The 17918-nt window shown below is 31.7% G+C and carries 22 protein-coding genes; 16 read left to right on the top strand and 6 right to left on the bottom strand.

Features of this window, described 5'->3' with window-relative positions; all coding sequences use genetic code 11:
- The first annotated feature begins 72 nt into the window (after positions 1-72).
- From CAB05_RS14680 to CAB05_RS14665, 4 genes are all read left to right on the top strand, one after another.
- The gene (locus CAB05_RS14680; protein ID WP_088001056.1) at positions 73-657 is read left to right on the top strand and encodes a hypothetical protein; all 585 of its coding nucleotides are present in this window, start codon (positions 73-75) and stop codon (positions 655-657) included.
- 396 nt (positions 658-1053) lie between these two features.
- Positions 1054-1419, top strand: coding sequence for a DUF2089 domain-containing protein (locus CAB05_RS14675; protein WP_088001054.1), 366 nt, complete (start codon positions 1054-1056; stop codon positions 1417-1419).
- Positions 1420-1431: 12 nt separating this feature from the next.
- Entirely contained in the window at positions 1432-1818 is a 387-nt protein-coding gene (locus CAB05_RS14670) for an SHOCT-like domain-containing protein (protein WP_088001052.1), read from the top strand.
- Positions 1819-1827: 9 nt separating this feature from the next.
- Entirely contained in the window at positions 1828-2118 is a 291-nt protein-coding gene (locus CAB05_RS14665; RefSeq protein ID WP_088001050.1) for a hypothetical protein, read from the top strand.
- A 212-nt stretch (positions 2119-2330) separates the two neighbouring features.
- Here the strand turns inward: CAB05_RS14665 and sspL are convergent, their stop codons facing one another.
- Positions 2331-2465 (bottom strand): small, acid-soluble spore protein L, encoded by a 135-nt coding sequence (gene sspL, locus CAB05_RS14660; protein WP_088001048.1) that lies wholly within the window; start codon positions 2463-2465, stop codon positions 2331-2333.
- 314 nt (positions 2466-2779) lie between these two features.
- On the opposite strand from sspL, the gene CAB05_RS22170 reads away from it, so the two are divergent.
- Complete coding sequence (locus tag CAB05_RS22170; RefSeq protein WP_158093281.1) at positions 2780-2947, top strand: hypothetical protein; 168 nt, start codon at positions 2780-2782, stop codon at positions 2945-2947.
- Between the two features lie 148 nt (positions 2948-3095).
- Here CAB05_RS22170 and CAB05_RS14655 read toward each other — a convergent pair whose 3' ends face one another.
- Complete coding sequence (locus CAB05_RS14655) at positions 3096-3794, bottom strand: FHA domain-containing protein (RefSeq protein WP_088001046.1); 699 nt, start codon at positions 3792-3794, stop codon at positions 3096-3098.
- A gap of 308 nt (positions 3795-4102) precedes the next feature.
- Here CAB05_RS14655 and CAB05_RS14650 point away from each other — a divergent pair, with 308 nt between their 5' ends.
- The 4 genes from CAB05_RS14650 (at position 4103) to CAB05_RS14635 (ending at position 7657) form a co-directional block, all read left to right on the top strand.
- Complete coding sequence (locus CAB05_RS14650; RefSeq protein ID WP_088001044.1) at positions 4103-4489, top strand: cupredoxin domain-containing protein; 387 nt, start codon at positions 4103-4105, stop codon at positions 4487-4489.
- Positions 4490-4699: 210 nt separating this feature from the next.
- Entirely contained in the window at positions 4700-5194 is a 495-nt protein-coding gene (locus tag CAB05_RS14645; RefSeq protein WP_088001042.1) for a GNAT family N-acetyltransferase, read from the top strand.
- A gap of 599 nt (positions 5195-5793) precedes the next feature.
- Positions 5794-7176: a glycosyltransferase gene (locus CAB05_RS14640; protein WP_088001040.1), complete on the top strand. Its 1383-nt coding sequence runs from the start codon at positions 5794-5796 to the stop codon at positions 7174-7176.
- Between the two features lie 145 nt (positions 7177-7321).
- Positions 7322-7657 (top strand): hypothetical protein, encoded by a 336-nt coding sequence (locus CAB05_RS14635; protein ID WP_088001038.1) that lies wholly within the window; start codon positions 7322-7324, stop codon positions 7655-7657.
- Positions 7658-7897: 240 nt separating this feature from the next.
- Here CAB05_RS14635 and CAB05_RS14630 read toward each other — a convergent pair whose 3' ends face one another.
- On the bottom strand, positions 7898-9274 hold the full coding sequence (locus tag CAB05_RS14630) for an MFS transporter (RefSeq protein WP_088001036.1): 1377 nt from the start codon (positions 9272-9274) through the stop codon (positions 7898-7900).
- 114 nt (positions 9275-9388) lie between these two features.
- Between CAB05_RS14630 and CAB05_RS14625 the strand changes: the two genes are divergently transcribed.
- Positions 9389-9730 (top strand): ArsR/SmtB family transcription factor, encoded by a 342-nt coding sequence (locus CAB05_RS14625; protein ID WP_088001034.1) that lies wholly within the window; start codon positions 9389-9391, stop codon positions 9728-9730.
- Between the two features lie 214 nt (positions 9731-9944).
- Positions 9945-10301: a DUF2500 domain-containing protein gene (locus CAB05_RS14620; protein ID WP_088001032.1), complete on the top strand. Its 357-nt coding sequence runs from the start codon at positions 9945-9947 to the stop codon at positions 10299-10301.
- 130 nt (positions 10302-10431) lie between these two features.
- Here the strand turns inward: CAB05_RS14620 and CAB05_RS14615 are convergent, their stop codons facing one another.
- A complete protein-coding gene (locus CAB05_RS14615; protein WP_088001030.1) occupies positions 10432-11283 on the bottom strand; it encodes a MerR family transcriptional regulator in 852 nt (283 codons plus the stop codon).
- Positions 11284-11325: 42 nt separating this feature from the next.
- Complete coding sequence (norA, locus tag CAB05_RS14610) at positions 11326-12516, bottom strand: multidrug efflux MFS transporter NorA (RefSeq protein WP_088001028.1); 1191 nt, start codon at positions 12514-12516, stop codon at positions 11326-11328.
- Between the two features lie 435 nt (positions 12517-12951).
- Here norA and CAB05_RS14605 point away from each other — a divergent pair, with 435 nt between their 5' ends.
- From CAB05_RS14605 to CAB05_RS14585, 5 genes are all read left to right on the top strand, one after another.
- On the top strand, positions 12952-13398 hold the full coding sequence (locus CAB05_RS14605) for a hypothetical protein (protein WP_088001026.1): 447 nt from the start codon (positions 12952-12954) through the stop codon (positions 13396-13398).
- Between the two features lies 1 nt (position 13399).
- A complete protein-coding gene (locus tag CAB05_RS14600) occupies positions 13400-13621 on the top strand; it encodes a helix-turn-helix transcriptional regulator (protein ID WP_088001024.1) in 222 nt (73 codons plus the stop codon).
- Between the two features lie 59 nt (positions 13622-13680).
- Positions 13681-14382, top strand: a complete 702-nt coding sequence (locus CAB05_RS14595; RefSeq protein WP_088001022.1) for a DUF4386 domain-containing protein — start codon at positions 13681-13683, stop codon at positions 14380-14382.
- A 950-nt stretch (positions 14383-15332) separates the two neighbouring features.
- On the top strand, positions 15333-16022 hold the full coding sequence (locus CAB05_RS14590) for a response regulator transcription factor (RefSeq protein WP_158093280.1): 690 nt from the start codon (positions 15333-15335) through the stop codon (positions 16020-16022).
- A gap of 142 nt (positions 16023-16164) precedes the next feature.
- Entirely contained in the window at positions 16165-16842 is a 678-nt protein-coding gene (locus tag CAB05_RS14585) for a response regulator transcription factor (protein WP_088001020.1), read from the top strand.
- 305 nt (positions 16843-17147) lie between these two features.
- On the opposite strand, the gene CAB05_RS14580 is transcribed toward CAB05_RS14585, so the two are convergent.
- Positions 17148-17783 (bottom strand): pentapeptide repeat-containing protein, encoded by a 636-nt coding sequence (locus CAB05_RS14580; RefSeq protein ID WP_088001017.1) that lies wholly within the window; start codon positions 17781-17783, stop codon positions 17148-17150.
- Positions 17784-17918: the final 135 nt, after the last annotated feature.

Below are 17918 nucleotides of genomic sequence, written 5' to 3'. Positions count from 1 at the left end.
ATTTTCTTATTAAGTTATAAGTTAAAATAGGTAAGGTTTCATTGACATCATTAGAAGAAATAGGAGAACATAATGAAGAAAATTGTTGTATTATTTGCAATAATCATAACTATAGTAGGTTTTATAGTTTGGAATGGAAGTTTCAATTCACCTCAGAAAAGTACAAATACTTTTTTAAAAAATATTCAAAAAGGTAATTGGAAAAGTGCTTCAAGTTATATTAAAAATTCAGATGCAAAAGAATATTTCCTTGAGGAAACACAAGATAAATATAATGGGTTCGTGTTTAAAAAAATAAAATATGAAATTGGTAAAATTAAAAAAGATGATAAACAAGCATCAATAAGTGTAAAGATCATAGCAATCGACAAACGTAAAGCGCAAGATATAGCATTCGAAAAAATAAGAAAAGAAATATTAGAAAAAGATTCAATTGAGTCCCATGTAGTTGATACAATTCCTTACGTTTTAAAGGTTGTTGAAAGTCCTTCTGCAGAAAAAGTGACATTACCAGTAAAAATTAAATTAGTAAAAGTTGGAGATGAATGGAAAGTAGACTTAACTGAAGACTTTATGGATGCATTAACTGGTACATATGACCGCCGTACCGATAAACATATTGAATTTGAAAGAATTGATTCCACTGACGAAAAGTAGCATGGTACTTAAATCACGATAAAAAATGATTAACTCGAAAATAGACTACCATGGAATAACGATTAATCTTCTGTTCATTGTAATGGCTGGAACCCTGATTCATTAATGACAAACTAATGCTTATACGACATGATCGACTTTATAGTCGATTTTTTTATTGCGTTAAGCGACAGTATTTTGTTAAACAGAGTAACTTAGTGATCCAAGTCGAATATGTAATTTAGGTCATCAATCAAGAAGGAGTAGTCTTTTTTAAGAATGTTAATCAATAAAATCAATATAATTAATATAGTTATTAATATTATTAAAGTTAAAATTAAATATTTTAAAATTTAAGTGTTTACTTTTTTAATTTATCATCATATAATCTAATCAAATGAAAGAAAGGATTTGATTATGGCTTATCCAGTAATTACAAATTGCCCTGTTTGCAGCAAGACTTTAAAAATTACAAAACTAAATTGCACTCACTGCCACACAACAATTGAAAATGAGTTTGAGCTTTCACCTTTTTCCTCCTTGTCGAAGGAACAACTTCATTTTGTAGAAGTATTCCTGGTATGTAGGGGGAACATCAAAGAGGTAGAAAAAGAGCTTGGTATTTCTTATCCAACTGTTAGAGGTAAACTCACTGACATTATCACATCACTTGGCTACGAGACAAAGAAGAAAAATGAAGTAGATGAGAAAAAGGTTGTTGCAATGCTAGAAAATGGAGAAATTTCTACAGAAGAAGCAATTAGGTTATTAAAAGAGGAATAGGAGGAATTTATGATGAAAGAAGAAATCGCAAAAGTATTAACGATGGTGAAAGACGGAAAAATTGATGCAGAAAAAGCATCGGAACTAATTGATGTGCTAAAAGAAAAAGAAGCAGGAAGCAATCAAACGTATAAATCATCTAATTATGCAGAAAAAATATTGAAAATTCGTGTTCTATCTGCTGAAAATGATAACGTTAAAATCAATGTTCCAATCAAACTTGTTAAGGCTCTATTAGTTGCTGGAAATAGCATCTTAGCAAGTATTCCTGAATCAGAAAAATATGTAAAGGATATTGACATTAATCTTATAGTTGAAGCAATTGAAAACGAATTGGATGGTCAGCTTGTGGATATTCAAACTGGAAACGGCGATATAGTTTCTGTCATCATTGAATAGGGCTTGCTTATGCTAAAGCTAAAAGTGAAAACTAAAGAAGCTCGCTTCACGATCCCAGTTCCATATGCCATTTTACATTTAGGTATTTCTATTCTTTCTTCTAAAATTCTTCATAATCAAATGAATAAATGGTTAAATCATCAAGATGGATACACGGATGATAAAAAGTTTACTTTGACCATTCCACAAATAGACAAAAAACTTCTCAAATTAGTGGTTAAAGAATTACGAAAACATAAAGGGCTTGTCCTAGTGGATGTCAAAGCTAATGATGGTACTGAAGTTTTAGTAAAGGTTTAATTAAACTGCAGCCATAAAGTTAGATAAAAAATAAATCTAAGCTACTTTCGAGGATTGAACCCTTTATTGCACAGGGCTTAATCCTTTTTAATTTGTATTTATGAGGATTTAAATAAAATATGAAAATGAATATAAACCATCAGTGGGAGTACGCTTCATCCCCAATGATGGTTATTTTTGTCGTTTAAAGAGAATCAGTTCTTATTATTGATTCATTTTTTGTTTGATTTTTTTGCTAAATTCTGTAGCTCACTTTTAGGCTCAGTTGAAAATTCAACGTCTTTTCCATAACCTTGTGGGTTTACACTTGGAGCTTTTTGTCCTCTTCCACTTGATTTTTTACTCATAGCGTCTTCACCTCCAAAGATAGTATTTCCTATCATAACTGATTTATGAAATTCAATATAATTGTTAGTGTTTTGTTATCGGTGTGCTATTGAGTGAAAAACCGTGTAGGTATACCATGATAAGAGTAAAACATCTTTATTTTTGTCTACATATGATAAGGGATTTAACCTTTTGGTACTGAAAAATAGGCTCTGATTAGTCAATTTATGGTTACTCGAATGAACATCAAAAAAGGGAGTAATAGTTCAAGTTGGACTCATGTAATTAAAGCAGATGAATGATTAAATTCTAAAATGATAAGGGGGTATTTTAATTGATTTTTTTATTAATAATCGTTGGAACATTACTAGTTTATCTACTTTCAAACTTACCAGAATATGTAAGTGCAATGATTCTTTTAGGAGGCGTATTAAGTACTCTAATTGGAATATATATTGAATTAATAATTATAGAAAAAAAGTTAAAAGCGACACTTTCTTAAGTTAAGTCTAGAACATAAAAATAACATAAAAAAGAGTGTAGAATATGAAAATCATATCTACACTCTTTTTCTATTTTATTTAATATATCCACCTAATTATTATAAATTAAAACGATACAATTCTCTTGTTGTAATCATTAAAAACAGATTACATGCTTTCTAAATCTAACATATATCCAAATCGAGGGACAGAAATGATACATTGTCCGTATTTACCTAACTTCTTCCGTAATCTATATACAAGAGTATTAATTTCTTCGCGACCTACATCCGGCTGATCCGATTCATTTGTAAGACGTTCTGGCCATACATCTACTTTAATTTCGTTATAACTAACTGCACTATTGGCTTTTTCGTATAACAATAGAAATAATTCTGTGTCTTTACTTGTAAGGTGAATTTTAACACCATCAATTAATACTTCTCTTCTAACAACATTCACAGTTAGGCCATTCAATTCGTTTAAATGTTTATCTATAAATAATGGCATATCAAGTGTGTCTCCGAAGTTCTTTTCAGAAGGGTTATGAAAGGTGAGTACTGCGGCACCACTTGCAAGACTAATAATATCCCCATCACGAAGGAAAACGGGTTTGTTTTTTTCTATGAAAGTATGATTGACCTGAGTACCATGTTTACTCATAAGATCAACTATAGTGTAGTTTTCCTGATCAAACTGAATTAAGGCATGCTTTCTAGAAATATATTGATTTGTAAAAGGAATATCGGGGATGACATTACCCCAAGTGCGTCCTATCAAAGTTTCCTTATAGGAAATAGGTATTCTATCCTTTTTCGTAGCTGTTTCTCCCTGTTTTATAGAAAGGTACACATCTTGAATCATCATGTGGTTACTCCTTTGATCACTAATCTAGTAATTAACCAAGAAGAGTATAACATACGCAACCGATTTGTAAAGAGAACATTTAAACTGTTGTTTCTATTCGTGAGTATAGAAATTAAGGCGTAATAACTATACATGGTTTTAATTTCTTGTATTGGCCTCAATTATTGTCACTTGTGACCTGCATCTTTTAAAAGTGATTATTCCATAAAGTGTTCAGTTGATTTAGCTCCTGAAACAAGTCAGCTACAAAAATATAATGATAATATTTCATAAATTGGAAAACAATAACATAGGAAAGGAGGGATTGTATGTCTGTGAAAAAGTGGTTAAATGGAGTGGTGGTTTTATTAGCGGTGATTATGGCGGTGACAACTACAGGTTCACTTAGTGTTTTCGCTGCATCTAGCCTTGCAAAACAGCCCCTTACAGCGAATACGATTGAGGTCCAGTTGAACGATGATTACTTTAATCCAAAAGTCATCACTATTCCGAATGGAAAAATGACAACGTTGCTATTAAAAAATGTAGGTAGCAAAAAGCATACATTCACAGTGGCAAAGCTCAACATTGACACCGAAGTACAACCTGGGCAAACCAAAACAATTACCGTACAACCGAAAATGTCGGGTACATATGAACTGACTTGTCGATACCATTTCAATGAAGGAATGGTAGGAAATGTAATAGTCAAATAAAAGGCAGGGCCAATCGGCCTTGTCTTTTTATTATGCTAATTTACATTGATATATTTGAATAAGTTAATTATTAAATGATTACTGTGCTTATCTAAATTTACCTGAACAAAAAAGAGGGTATTTTGTTCACTAGAGTGAATTAAAGAGATAAAAGTAAGAAAGAAAGGCTACAAAGTTGATAGTAAAAATACTTATTGGAGGTGTAAATTGATGAATAATAGTCCTATTGTAAAAGAATACTCTAGTGAATATCAGGACCAAGTCGTAGATTTAATTCTCAATATACAACAAAAAGAGTACAATATTCCGATCACAAAAAGTGACCAGCCGGATTTGTTTTCTATAGGAGATTTTTATCAAAATGGTAAAGGGAATTTTTGGTTGGCTCTTATTGGGGATAAAGTAGTCGGCACAATCAGTTTTTTAGATATTGGTAATCAACAAGTTGCGTTGAGAAAGATGTTTGTAGATAAGGATTACCGAGGTGCAAAATATAATACTGCAAGTTTCTTATTAAAAAATGCAATTAAGTGGGCACAGGATAATGAAATTAAAGCAATTTATCTAGGAACGACCCCACAATTTCTAGCTGCTCATAGATTTTATGAAAAGAACGGATTTACAACAATCGGAATGACAGAGCTACCTGAGAATTTTCCAGTTTTACAGGTTGATAAAAAATTCTATCAGTATTTGGTAGAATAGATATTTTACATATTTATTAATTGGGGCAATAAAATAATTGGGTTTAAACTCTAGTCAATACTTTAAATTACGTTCATTTTTACTAATGAAGCGAAGGAAGTTGGATTTGTAGAACTTTAAACTAAATTACTTTAAAAATTGTTTTGTAGGAAATGACTAAAAACTATTGACAATGAGATTGAAAATCATTATCATTTAAAGTGTAGTAATAATCAATACAAAAATACCCTAGTATTGATTAATGATGTAATGAAACCTAACTGGACTATTTTGTTGAAAATTCCCCATTCCCTTTAATACTTTTACACACAAACAGAGCTTGAGTAGTCCCCAAGCTTTTTTTGTGTTTATAGGGTGAATTTTCGGAGAGAATGTGGAAAGAAATTTTAGTTCTGCCACACTGGTCAATAAAGCAATAAAATTTGCTTTTCAAAGATAAAAATAATGAATTCATAAACTAGAGTAAATACAACTCTAGTTTTTTTGTTCTATTCTGCTTGTGGGAATGTATACAATTTAGATAGAGATACGTATCTTATATAGCTGATATAGAGGAGTTTTTACAGTATCCAAGAAAGCGGTAGAAGCAGGTGAATCTAATGAATGATAAAGGTTTTTTATTTGTAACCTGTGTTAACAATCCGGAAGAATATCAATATTGCAGGGCCCATATTGACTTATTACAAGTTCCAGCAGATTATGAAATCGATTTTCTATGCATTGATGATGCGAAGAGTATGGCAGAGGGATACAATAGGGCTCTACAACATCCTTTTAGATATAAAATATATCTCCATCAAGACACTTATCTTATTAATCGAACTATTTTATTTGATATTATTAATTTATTTTCAAACCATCCTAAACTTGGAATGATTGGTGTAGTAGGCTGTAAACAACTTCCGGAACATGGAAAATGGTGGGAAGGCGATAATTTATATGGAAAAGTTATCGATATACCAGAAACATACCGACTTTTATCTTTTAATCAAGTTGACGAGCATGAGTCATACACGTCAGTAGATGCAATTGACGGATTGTTGATGATTACTCAAACAGATATTCCTTGGAGAGAAGATTTATTTAAAGGTTTTCATTTCTACGATATATCCCATTCGTTTGAAATGAAGCGGAATGGTTTTGAGGTTGGCGTACCTCATATGGAAGATCTATGGTGTATTCACAATAGTGGTAGATACTTGGACGTAGAGGCTTTTGAAAAAGCTCGTACTACATTTCTCGAGGAATATATGACAGGAAATAAGGAGCTATCAAAGGAGAGTAGGATGGATAAAGACTCTTATGAAGGCTTATACGAAAATAAACACTCAGACTATTTTAAAGGTCTAAACGTTAAGCTATTCCAAAAGATATCTCAAAATAGCACGACTATATTAGAAGTGGGTTGTTCAGAAGGAAAACTGGGAGCCTATATACAACAACAATATAATGCAAAAGTATATGGTATTGAGTTATTTCCAGAAGCTGCAGTTCAGGCTAAGCAAAAATTAACTGATGTAATAATTGGTGATATTGAAAAAATTGACCTTCCTTATCCAGAACAATTTTTTGATCATATAATTTTTGGGGATGTATTAGAGCATCTAAAAAATCCATGGGCTGTACTTGGAAAGTTGAAACCTTATTTAAAGAAAAATGGTACCATCTTAGCATGTATACCTCACATTGGACATATTTCAGCGCTAGTAGAATTAATAGCGGGTAATTGGAATTATACGAAAAATGGAATTCTCGATCAGACTCATCTTCGCTTTTTCACTCGCAGCACAATTTTAGAACTGTTTAATAGCACAGGATATCATATTACAGAAATTGACTCAATTACCAGTACAAATCAATATTGTGAACAATGGATTTCGCATTTATTTCCTTTGCGTAAGTTGCTACAAATGGGAGATGAGCCATTTGCTACTGATATTAGAACGTACCAATTTATTGTTACTGCATCCATCAAAGAATAGTTCTTATGAGTCGCTACCTGCGGCTATTTTTTTTGAAGATAAGTGCTTGTTCTAGAGTAGTAATAATTCAAATAGAAAAATAGAAAGAGTACCTGAGGAGGTCCTAAACTTTATTTTATCGAATTCTTAAACAAGAGGTGAGGAAATGAAGCGATTCAAAATAAAAATGTTAATCATCCTCTCAGCTGTTGTCATTTTGTCTGGATGTGGAAAAGTAGATAGTACATATAAGCCGAAAGAGAGCTCAGAACTGACAAAAGAACAAAAAGTAGTAGAAGAAAGAATGGTAATTCAAATTGCAAAAAACTATGTAAAAAAAACATATGGCGAGTTAACGGATAATCAGCATTTTGATGCAAAAAAAGAAAAGGATGGAACATACACCGTCCAAGTTTATCGTGATTTAGGCAACTATAATGAAGGAATTGCTTGGCTAAATGTGAATCCAAAAACGAAAAAAGTCATTGATGGAGTACATTGATTAAGCTTTTAACTAACTACAGGAGCTATTCGGAAGTCATTTTCTAATAAGAATTGATCGCCAACTAAACTTTTTACTATTTACTGAATGTTTTTTATGAAGAGATATGTAAAATCAGTTCATTAGGATAATATTACATACTATAAGCTATCTGCTTTTAATAAGTAGTAACACTAGGGACTGAGAACTAAATTTCATTATTTAATTCTTGCCCCTAGCCTACTTATTGAAAAAACTTGACTATGAAGTCATGGGTTTACGAAAAGCTGATCGGACATAAATCATCGCACATCCAATTGATAGAATGACGATGATTGTTAGGCCCCAATAGATATTACTGTATGCGTGGGCTACCGGTAAGTTCTTTTGCCAACTTAGAGCGCTTGCCGATATAGCAACTCCGAATGCACCACTGAAAAATTGAAGAAGCTGAAATAGTCCAAGGCCAGAACCTATTTGTGCTGGTAATAGTAATCTTGACATTTCATTCGAAATGCTACTCGATAAGATCGTGAAGCTAATACTCATTAACATGTAAATGAACATAATTGCAAGAAATGATACTCCTTCAAATAGAGCGAATAAAATAACAGATGTCAAAAGAAGAAACGGGATATATCTAATGATCGAACTGTTTCCTTTTGAATCAATGATTCGTCCTACCTTTTGTGAGACAAGCATTGCTAAAAATGAACCTGGAAAAATCACAAGCCCGGCTTGAATCGCGCTAAGGCTATATTGTTTAACAAGGATTTGTGGCATTAAAAATAGCGTTGAAAAACTACAGATATACGCTGCAATACCAACTGCCCCTAAAATTAGATATTTGCGATTTAGGAATAGTGATGGGAGCACGAAAGGTTCTTTTGCTGATCGTATACGTACGATAAATAGAAAAAGCGCAATTAGACCAACCCCTAGCAGGATCCAGGAATGATTAGTTAAGAAAAGCAGAAGTCCCGTAGTACCAACGCCAATAAATAGTGCACCTAAAACGTCGAAAGACCCTTTTTTCGGATCCTCTTTTGGAATTAAAATCGCAAAAAGAGGAACTAACAGTAAAGTTATCGAAGTTACGACAAACAAAATATGCCAGCCCATATATTCTACGATTGCTCCTCCAACAACAGGTCCTAGACCTAGACCGAGTGATACTGAGGACAAAATCATAGCCATCGCTTTTCCGCGACGCTCTATTGGAACATAACGTGAAATTAATATCAGTGACAATGCTGGGATTGAACCAGCTCCAGATGCTTGAAAAATACGGATAATTAGCAACATAATAAAGCTATTGCTAAACAATCCAATGATTGCAGCAAGACTTAGAGATAGAATTCCAATTATGAAAAGTCTTCGGATTGGAATAAAATCTGCTAGTCGACTATACGTAATGGATGAAATCGCAAATACAATTGAATAACTAGTCACGATCCAAGAGGTTGTAGATGCTGATAATTGATATGCTGCCGCAACATCTGGCAGAGCTAAATTGAACATCATTGTGTTCATGATAACGAGTACAATCGATATACCAAGCAGGAGAGTAACTATTCCTTCGTTCATGACGCGCGTTTCTTTACCCTTTATAGAATTAATTGTAGTTTCAGATATCATTTTTTCCCCTCGCTTTAAGTTCTATACTTCGATGTTTATAGAACAATAGAAATATATCATGCGATATGATATAATGCAATCATAAAACTTGAAAAAATTTTAAGGAGGTATATTGTGAAGATTTTATTTCACCCGGATCGCGCTGATATTCATTTATCTAACGTTCTGTCTGCTCTAAGCGATCCTGTTCGTTTATTAATCGTTTCAAATGTTAACAATGCAGGTGAAAGATCTTGTGGAGATATTGGAGTGCCCGTTGCAAAATCCACTTTTTCACATCACACTCGTACCTTAAGGGAAGCGGGTATTTTGAATGTTCGTGTACAAGGAACCCAGCGTATTCTTTCTTTAAGAAAGGATGATTTGGAAAACCGTTTTCCAGGGCTTCTTTCATCAATTTTAAAAGCTTTTGAAACCTCAGAAGAAAAGAAACAGTTACTAAATCCAGAACAATAATGTTTGTAACCTATACCGTAAAAAATAGCCTCTAAGCCTTGATATAAAAAGGATTGGTGGCTATTTGAAGTAGATTATTTATTAATTAGATTTTAAAGACAATGTTTGTTCATTTTCAAAAAAGATAAAGATGATTCACGTTAATTTTATAAATAACCAACATAAACAATACATATGTTAAAATAGGGAAAAAAAGGTTTCTAGGAGGGGTAGAATGACTCCAGGCGGGGATTTTTTATTTACGTTCGGTCCTATTTTTATTGGAATCATATTTGTAATCGTTATATCCATATTTGTATTTGCAATTATAAAAGGTGTTACTCAATGGAATCAAAATAACAATTCACCAAAATTAAATGTAAACGCGAGAGTTGTTTCTAAAAGAACATCAGTACATGGCGGTGGGGAAAGCTCGTCATATAGTAGCTATTTTGTAACATTCGAAGTGGAAAGTGGAGATAGGCTAGAATTTATGGTAAAGGATACTGAATACGGCATGCTTGTTGAAGGAGACAAAGGCGAGCTTGCATTTCAAGGAACAAGATATCTAGGTTTTAATAGATCTCGATAGAATCGAAAGTGATGTATTTACTATATTTAAAAAATGAAGACACTTTCAGAGTGTCTTCATTTTTTAAAAAGGTACTTTTTTAAAAGATTATATGCTCTTTAGTTTGAAAAACTACAGGCAGAAGTTGTAATCAACTAAAGCATTCTTCTCTTATTCGCACCCTCATTTCTATCAAATATTCTTCTTGTTGATTAAGAGAGTGATGATTGTAAATTAATGACTCATATATATCGCTGATAACTTGTAATTGGTGTTGTTCTACATAGTGAATTAGTTTTTGTAAGTTTAAAAAATAATCATCTATGGAAACAGATTTAAATGTGATACATACGTATTTTCCTTTTGGAATGATGGCAACATCTGTATCACTAGTAAGCAATGATATCTGTTTATTTGTTAGAACAGGTGTAAATAAATATTGATAACTTACCTCATCAATATGTTTGTATGGTTGATAGGAAAAAATCACTCCGTAACCATTATTTCTAAATCCTTCTGTTGATGCAGCAAATTTCTTTAATTTACTATATGAAGCATTTAAGATATTTTTCGGATCAATTCCGTAAGCTTTGGTTTGTAAAATTTTTAATTCATCCTCATATAAAATAAACGCCTGACCAAGAGAAGGATATTCCATTTGCCTTTGCAATCCCTTTTTGGCATTAGCAATAATTTTTTCGATTTCTACTAGTGATTCAATTTTCTTTCTTACAATTTGTTCTTGTTCGCTTAAAAAAGCGAAAAAATCATCTCTTTGTAAACCTTGTACTTCCTTCATTTCTTCTAGTGGTGTACCAATATATTTTAATGATTTGATTAAATCTAGAAGGTGAAGTTGTGAGTCTTTATAGTACCGATAATTAGTGTCCGGGTCGACATATGCAGGTTTAAATAAGTTGATTTTATCGTAATAACGAAGGGCCTTAATTGAAATGTTCACCAGTTTTGAGACTTCTCCAATGGTGTAAAGCTTTTCCTTCATTGCTTTCACCTCCTTAGTAAAAGAAACGACTTCTAGTTTTCATCATAATGAATACTCTTTTTGATTGCTTAAGCTTGTTCGATATGCAGGTTCTTTCCATGCAAGGGTTAACCCAATACCAATCGCTAATAAAACTGTTGCAAAATAATACGGATAGTTTAAATCGATGTCGAATAAAATTCCACCAATAATTGGACCGATTATATTACCGATACTAGTAAACATCGAGTTCATGCCACCAACAAAACCTTGTTCATTGCCTGCTACTTTCGATAAATAAGTTGTCAATGCCGGTCGCATTAAATCAAAGCCTAAAAATACAGTTACCGTAACAAATAAAATCATAACGTATGAGTTCACAAGAGTCATTAGAAACACAAGTATCGTTGAGAGAATCAGACTATATCGTATCAAACGAATTTCGCCGATCCATTTTGTAAGACGATCGAATAATAAAACTTGGAAAATCGCTCCAAAAATACCTCCGCCTGCAATCATGATGGCAATATCCTTTGGTGTGAAACCAAATTTATGGTCAGCAAATAGAGAGAATAATGATTCAAAGGCTGCTAATCCAAACTGAGAAATGAATATAACCATAAAAGAGATAAAATACATCGGTTCAAAAATTCGTTTTATTCCTTCTTTTTTGCTTTTTACTTCTATATTTTCAAGATTTCGTTCTGGTTCTTGAACGAATAAAATGGATAATATGGCTGCCAATACAGCAAAGGCTGAAGCAAAGAAGAACGGTAAGCGTGAGCTAATCTCTGCTAAAAAACCACCAACCCCAGGTCCTATAATAAATCCTGTTGAAATAGCTGCCGACATATAGCCAAGTGCTTTTGCACGTGTCTCAACCGTTGTGACATCTGCAATAAATGCCGTTACTGCTGGCATAATGAATGCTGCACTTACACCACCAAGCATACGCGAGATAAATAAAACCTCAACAGTTTTTCCAATCCCAAATAATAGTTCTGAAAAACTAAAAATAATTAATCCTATAATAATCATTCTTTTTCGTCCAAAAAGGTCTACCCAGCGACCTGAAATCGGCGAGATGATTAGCTGAGTGATAGCAAATGCTGCTACCATATAGCCCACAACCGAACCAGATATATTCAACTCATTCATAATAGAAGGAGTAACCGGGATAACAAGGCCAATTCCTAAAAAGACAATAAATAAATTTGTTAATACGATCGCTAACATCATGTTTTGTTTTTTCATGTTGTTTTACTCCTTTCAAAAGCTTACAAAACATAATGTAAAGCCTCCCATAAGGGGAGAGTCAACAGTTTTATTATGTATATCTTAATAAAAATTAATAATGCTATCAGAATTTCCCTATTCTCTTAACCATATGGAAATTTAAATAAGGTAAAAAATAGACATGGAAAACTCAAATTAAGCAATAAGCTTAAGTACCTCTGACTGAAGGCCTACGCATGTGTAAACATCAAATAAAAAATCCTTGAATATTCAAGGGTTTTTATTTTTTCCCATCAGCTAAAATCCTCATAAAAAAAGGGGAGATAATTCGTAAATTGGGCTTTATTCTGTCTTTTTATGTAATTTAAATTTTACTTTATGTAAACTTTTCTTTACATCATGCATACAATTCTATACACGAAGTAAAATTGCGTTTACAGGGGGTGTAAATAAATGACTTATCAAGAAAAGAAAAGTATCGTCTTGTTAATTAGCACCGTCCTCATTTTTGTATCATATTGCCTGTACATGTACCCTGGGTACCCAAAAGGTGGTTTGGAATTAAACGAAACCTTTCGCTTCTGGGGTTCTTTTGTCCTTATTTTGACTATTGTTTCAATCGTTGCGCACATCATTATTAGTATCATTTTTAATATTATCTATAGAATTACGACTAGAGAAAGGGAACCATCATTTGCAGATGAACTAGATCAATTAATAGAATTGAAGGCACACCGAAATTCATTTTTTGTATTTATCATTGGCTTTCTTCTTGCAATGGGATCGCTGATTCTTTTTCAGCCCTCACAGGTGATGTTTATAATCTTAATTTTTTCAGGATTTCTTTCCGATGTGACCGGTTCTGTTACGAAACTCTATCATTATAGGAGAGGAGTTTAAAATGGGAAAAAATCTTGTTGGCAATCACATTCGTAAATTACGTTTCAACCATGATGAAATGACCCAACAGCAATTAGCTGACAAGGTTGGCGTAACAAGACAAACCATCGTGGCACTCGAAAAGGGAAATTATTCCCCATCTCTAGAACTTGCTTTTCGCATCGCTCATGCCTTTAACTTACCGTTGGAAGAAGTATTTTTCTATGGGGAAAACACCAAGTAGCAAGAATGGTGATGATATGCTTTACCGTTTATAAACTTAATAAAAGGTGGAGATGAAAAATGAATTCATATAGAAAATCTGCAAAAATAGTGGGAGTACTGTTTCTACTTGCAGCCGTTACGGCGATAATTGGTCTGAAACTGTATGATCCAATCCTCAAAGACCCCGATTACTTGATCAAAGGCTCTGAACACGCCAACCAAGTGGTACTGGGGGCACTAATGGAGTTACTTCTGGTTGTTTCAGCTGTCGGAACTGCAACAACAATGTTTCCAATTTTACGAAAGTATAATGAAACAATCGCTCTTTGGCATGTCAGCTTCAGGTTTCTTGAGGCGATTATCATTACAGTTGGTGTAATCAGTGTCCTTTCATTGTTAACATTAAGCAGGGAATTTGTAGCAGCAGGTGCATCAGAAATAGCTGCTTATCAAACTTCAGGCATTCTATTAAAAGCAGTACATGACTGGACATTTATGCTTGGTCCATTATTCATGTTGGGTATAAATACGTTGATGTACAGTTATATATTTTATCAATCAAATCTCGTACCTAGGTTTATATCATGCCTAGGTATTACTGGAGCAATTGTTGTTTTTATCTATTCATTGTTAGTAATGTTCGGGTTCATTCAACAAATTTCTGTTTTGGGTGCTATTATGGCATTGCCAGTTGCAGCGAATGAAATCATTTTAGCCATATGGCTGATTGTTAAAGGATTCAATGAATCTGCTCTTGCTGATATTTCTATAAAAAAGTAAGGTAACGAGATCATTCTACACACTCAATAAAGCGTAGGGGACTGTATAACTTTAAATAAAAATCTCAGAGATTTAGAAAATATAAAACCTCTAATGCTAACATTAGAGGTTTTTAAATGCTTCGTATTCTAAATAACTAAGTCTAGGTTAATTGTAATAGTACTTACACTAATGTGGTTCAGTTGAAAGTAATCATTCCTTTGACTCTCTTCCATATATCGCGTAATCAGTTAATAATCCAAATATCTGGAGAACAATACCAATAAGACCTACTTGTATATTTTTATCTATGTAAGCCATTATTAAACAAAATACTGATATGGGTAATAAGATCAACTTTATGTAATGCTTAAATTTATTTTGCTCCAAAATATCACCTTACATGTCCGTTTTTATTTTATATGTTCATTATATTTTGCTTTTTTTAATTGTCTTATTCATAGACTTAGAAATATCTTAATAAGATTAATTTCAAATCAGTAACTTTATTTGGTGAAAAAAGGACTTTTTCAATTAAATTGTTATTTTTTATCTTTTAATAAGGTAAAAAAAAAACGTGGTAATATAGTCGGAACTATTTTATATTTTACTTGTGATAGGACTCATAACTAGCTAGTTTGGAATGAAAATTTTTTACCTTTTTGACAATGTTATTCAATCATTATGTATTAGAATCTGTCAGGAGTGAACAATGAGACTCATTTTTGTAAGATGTTTTGTGAAGAAATACACAAATGGATAACAAAATAAATTAAGAAGAACGTGTACACGTCATATTTAATGATAAAAAATGTGAAGTAAAAGAAGTATGAATTATAAGGAGTGATAACAGCAATAACGCGGATATTGTGATTTATATCACAAAAAAACATTAATTTATCGTGATTTGTATTTATCCAATTAATGGTGAATAGAAAATTTGAATGAAATCACAAAAAGGAGTGACAGTTATGCTAGCAACTAAGTCAGACTTCATTAATCGAAAAAATAATACTGTTATATTTGTGGAGAGTTTACTGTTTCTTTCAGGAATTTGTAGAATATTAGAATATTATCAAATAGTGGTTGAAAGGATTCCATTTTTTGATGATTTGTTTCAAACAGATTGTCTAAATTCTATATTTATATGTGAAGTAGCCAGTAAAGACATGGAAACAAAAACTAAATCAATCTTGAAAAATGATAGTTCAACTAAAGTGATCATCATAAAGGATGAACTCAAGGTGAATGAAATTGAAGCATTTGTTGATTTAGGTGTAAAGGGATGTTTGCAATCTGATTTAGATGAAGTTTATTTAGTGATGACAGTAAAACAAGTTCATTTAGGAAATTTATTTATTGATTACCGTTTTACGAATGAAATTTTCAGAGAATATAAATCGTATAAAAAAATATATAAACAAAAACATACAGTTGATCTTGAATCAATCAATACTTTATTAACAAGAAGAGAATATGAAATATTAAAACTTTTAGCTGAAGGTTGTACAAACAACCAAATCTCCGAAAGATTATATATTTCTGAGAAAACAGTAAAAAATCATGTTTCTAATATTTTAGCAAAGATGCAAGTCCAAGATCGTTTAAATGCTGTTATTAAAGGGGGAAGACACAATTGGATAAAAATTGATGCTTGTTAGGTAATATTGTTTTCAGAATTTGTAGGGTAAATATATTGAGATGGATAGAAAATAAATGGAAGGAGAGAGTTCTTCATCAAATCTACACTAGTTGAGATTCGAATAAAAGAAACTTTTGAAATTCCGATAAAGGGAGGAGCAAATGATAACAAAAGTAGAAACAGATCGCATTTATAAACATAATACTGTAATACTAGTAGAGAATTCATTAATTGTTCTTGGGGTCTGTAGAATTTTAGATTGCTATAACTTAAAAATAGAGATGATAGAATTTGAAAATTTAATGGAGAAACAGTATCAAAACACAATATTTATTACAAAAGTTTCAAAAGAATCAATGCTGCATAAAGTAAAACTGCTATTATCTACGGATGGCTCAACTAGAATTATGACGATTAATAATAAGATAGAAATAAATGAAATTAAGAAGCTAGTAGAATTAGGCGTGAAGGGAATATTATCGAATAAGCTGGAAGAGGATGAACTTGTTCAAGCAATTAAGCAAGTTGCATTAGGATATATATTCATCGAAAATCGGTATTTAAAATTATTAATACAAGATTATAGTAGATTAAAAATAAATTCACTTCAAAATAAACCTGTAAAAGCAATAAATATAAAGAAATTATTAACAAATAAAGAATACGAGGTCATAAATTTAGTTGCAGAAGGTTTATCATGTAAACAAATAGCTGATAAGCTTGCTATCTCAGAAAGATCAACTAGATTACATATTTCTAAAATCATAAAGAAGATGGAAGTAAAAGATAAGTTAAATGCTGTTATAAAATTTTTAAAGATTAAGTGGGGAAAAATGTAAAGCGTTAATAATAATATACTAAGGCAAAACAACTTCGATAAGCTAGATTGCTATGTTAGGAGTTTTCATATGAACGAATTACTATTAAATATACATTTATTTTATACTATTATTATATTCATATTGTGTTTTATAATTGTTAGCAAACAAAGTTCGTAAGTTTCGTATCAATTATTTAATTAGTATTTTGGAACTGTTTTTTTTAACATATTTACCAAAGTTTGAGCAATATTTAGAAATCTAAAAAACGAGTAGCTATTTTTGCGACTCGTTTTTTTATTTATGTCTTTGCATTAAAACATATTCTAATCAGTAATCTTCAATCCCATCAAGCTCGCAAACTGAATCGCTTGATAAGAAGATACTTTACATCCATTTAAACTTTCTATTGAAACAGTTAATACATTAAATGTTGAAGAACTAATATCAATGCCCTTTAACGATGTTTGTTCAAAATTAGCTTCATCAAGATTACATCTATTAAAATCAACTTTTTTAAATTTACAATCATAAAAATCTGTACTTTTTAACGAAGCATCTTGAAAAACTACTTTCTCTAGCTTGGAATCTCCAAGTGATGCCAAATTTAAGACAGATTGATCAAATTGTACATTTCCAAAGCTAGAATCCGTGAAATTTACACCTAATAATTTACAATTCTTAAATATGACTCTGTGAATGGAAGACTTGCTCATATTGCAGTTTGAAAAATCACAGTCTTCAAAATGTACATCAATTAAATCGATTTTACTAAAATCTGTATTGTTGAACCTACAATTTCTAATCACCATTTTTGATAATCTTGCTCTTTCAACAACTTCATTTTCAAAAACAGAGTCGTTTATTTCGCACATTTCAAGTTCAGGATCTTCTTCATAAAAAATATCATTAAAGTTTCTCAGTTGTAATTCTCTTGGGATATTGGGTGAATCAATTTTCATATTAATTCCTCTCTTATATATAAATTGGGACAGTACTTAAAAAACTCTAGATTATTAACTTTAACTATAAAGAAATTTAGGTTAAAAAAAAGGCTTATAATTTTTAAAAATTTGTGTACAAAACAACTAATTAAT

The organism is Gottfriedia solisilvae (assembly GCF_002128405.1).
GTDB lineage: Bacteria > Bacillota > Bacilli > Bacillales > Bacillaceae_G > Gottfriedia > Gottfriedia solisilvae.
Note: the sequence above shows the minus strand (reverse complement) of the source record. Positions and strands in the feature narration are given on the sequence as shown.

What these genes read in the sequence shown, in the direction of transcription:
- CAB05_RS14630 (WP_088001036.1), bottom strand. Translation starts at nt 9,274, where the DNA reads ATGATATCTGAAACTACAATTAATTCTATAAAGGGTAAAGAAACGCGC.
- CAB05_RS14640 (WP_088001040.1), top strand. Translation starts at nt 5,794, where the DNA reads ATGAATGATAAAGGTTTTTTATTTGTAACCTGTGTTAACAATCCGGAA.
- CAB05_RS14655 (WP_088001046.1), bottom strand. Translation starts at nt 3,794, where the DNA reads ATGATGATTCAAGATGTGTACCTTTCTATAAAACAGGGAGAAACAGCT.
- CAB05_RS14615 (WP_088001030.1), bottom strand. Translation starts at nt 11,283, where the DNA reads ATGAAGGAAAAGCTTTACACCATTGGAGAAGTCTCAAAACTGGTGAAC.
- CAB05_RS14590 (WP_158093280.1), top strand. Translation starts at nt 15,333, where the DNA reads ATGCTAGCAACTAAGTCAGACTTCATTAATCGAAAAAATAATACTGTT.
- CAB05_RS14645 (WP_088001042.1), top strand. Translation starts at nt 4,700, where the DNA reads ATGAATAATAGTCCTATTGTAAAAGAATACTCTAGTGAATATCAGGAC.
- CAB05_RS14595 (WP_088001022.1), top strand. Translation starts at nt 13,681, where the DNA reads ATGAATTCATATAGAAAATCTGCAAAAATAGTGGGAGTACTGTTTCTA.
- CAB05_RS14585 (WP_088001020.1), top strand. Translation starts at nt 16,165, where the DNA reads ATGATAACAAAAGTAGAAACAGATCGCATTTATAAACATAATACTGTA.
- CAB05_RS14605 (WP_088001026.1), top strand. Translation starts at nt 12,952, where the DNA reads ATGACTTATCAAGAAAAGAAAAGTATCGTCTTGTTAATTAGCACCGTC.
- CAB05_RS14670 (WP_088001052.1), top strand. Translation starts at nt 1,432, where the DNA reads ATGAAAGAAGAAATCGCAAAAGTATTAACGATGGTGAAAGACGGAAAA.
- CAB05_RS14600 (WP_088001024.1), top strand. Translation starts at nt 13,400, where the DNA reads ATGGGAAAAAATCTTGTTGGCAATCACATTCGTAAATTACGTTTCAAC.
- CAB05_RS14650 (WP_088001044.1), top strand. Translation starts at nt 4,103, where the DNA reads ATGTCTGTGAAAAAGTGGTTAAATGGAGTGGTGGTTTTATTAGCGGTG.
- CAB05_RS14675 (WP_088001054.1), top strand. Translation starts at nt 1,054, where the DNA reads ATGGCTTATCCAGTAATTACAAATTGCCCTGTTTGCAGCAAGACTTTA.
- CAB05_RS14620 (WP_088001032.1), top strand. Translation starts at nt 9,945, where the DNA reads ATGACTCCAGGCGGGGATTTTTTATTTACGTTCGGTCCTATTTTTATT.
- CAB05_RS14665 (WP_088001050.1), top strand. Translation starts at nt 1,828, where the DNA reads ATGCTAAAGCTAAAAGTGAAAACTAAAGAAGCTCGCTTCACGATCCCA.
- CAB05_RS14635 (WP_088001038.1), top strand. Translation starts at nt 7,322, where the DNA reads ATGAAGCGATTCAAAATAAAAATGTTAATCATCCTCTCAGCTGTTGTC.
- sspL (WP_088001048.1), bottom strand. Translation starts at nt 2,465, where the DNA reads ATGAGTAAAAAATCAAGTGGAAGAGGACAAAAAGCTCCAAGTGTAAAC.
- norA (WP_088001028.1), bottom strand. Translation starts at nt 12,516, where the DNA reads ATGAAAAAACAAAACATGATGTTAGCGATCGTATTAACAAATTTATTT.
- CAB05_RS14680 (WP_088001056.1), top strand. Translation starts at nt 73, where the DNA reads ATGAAGAAAATTGTTGTATTATTTGCAATAATCATAACTATAGTAGGT.
- CAB05_RS14580 (WP_088001017.1), bottom strand. Translation starts at nt 17,783, where the DNA reads ATGAAAATTGATTCACCCAATATCCCAAGAGAATTACAACTGAGAAAC.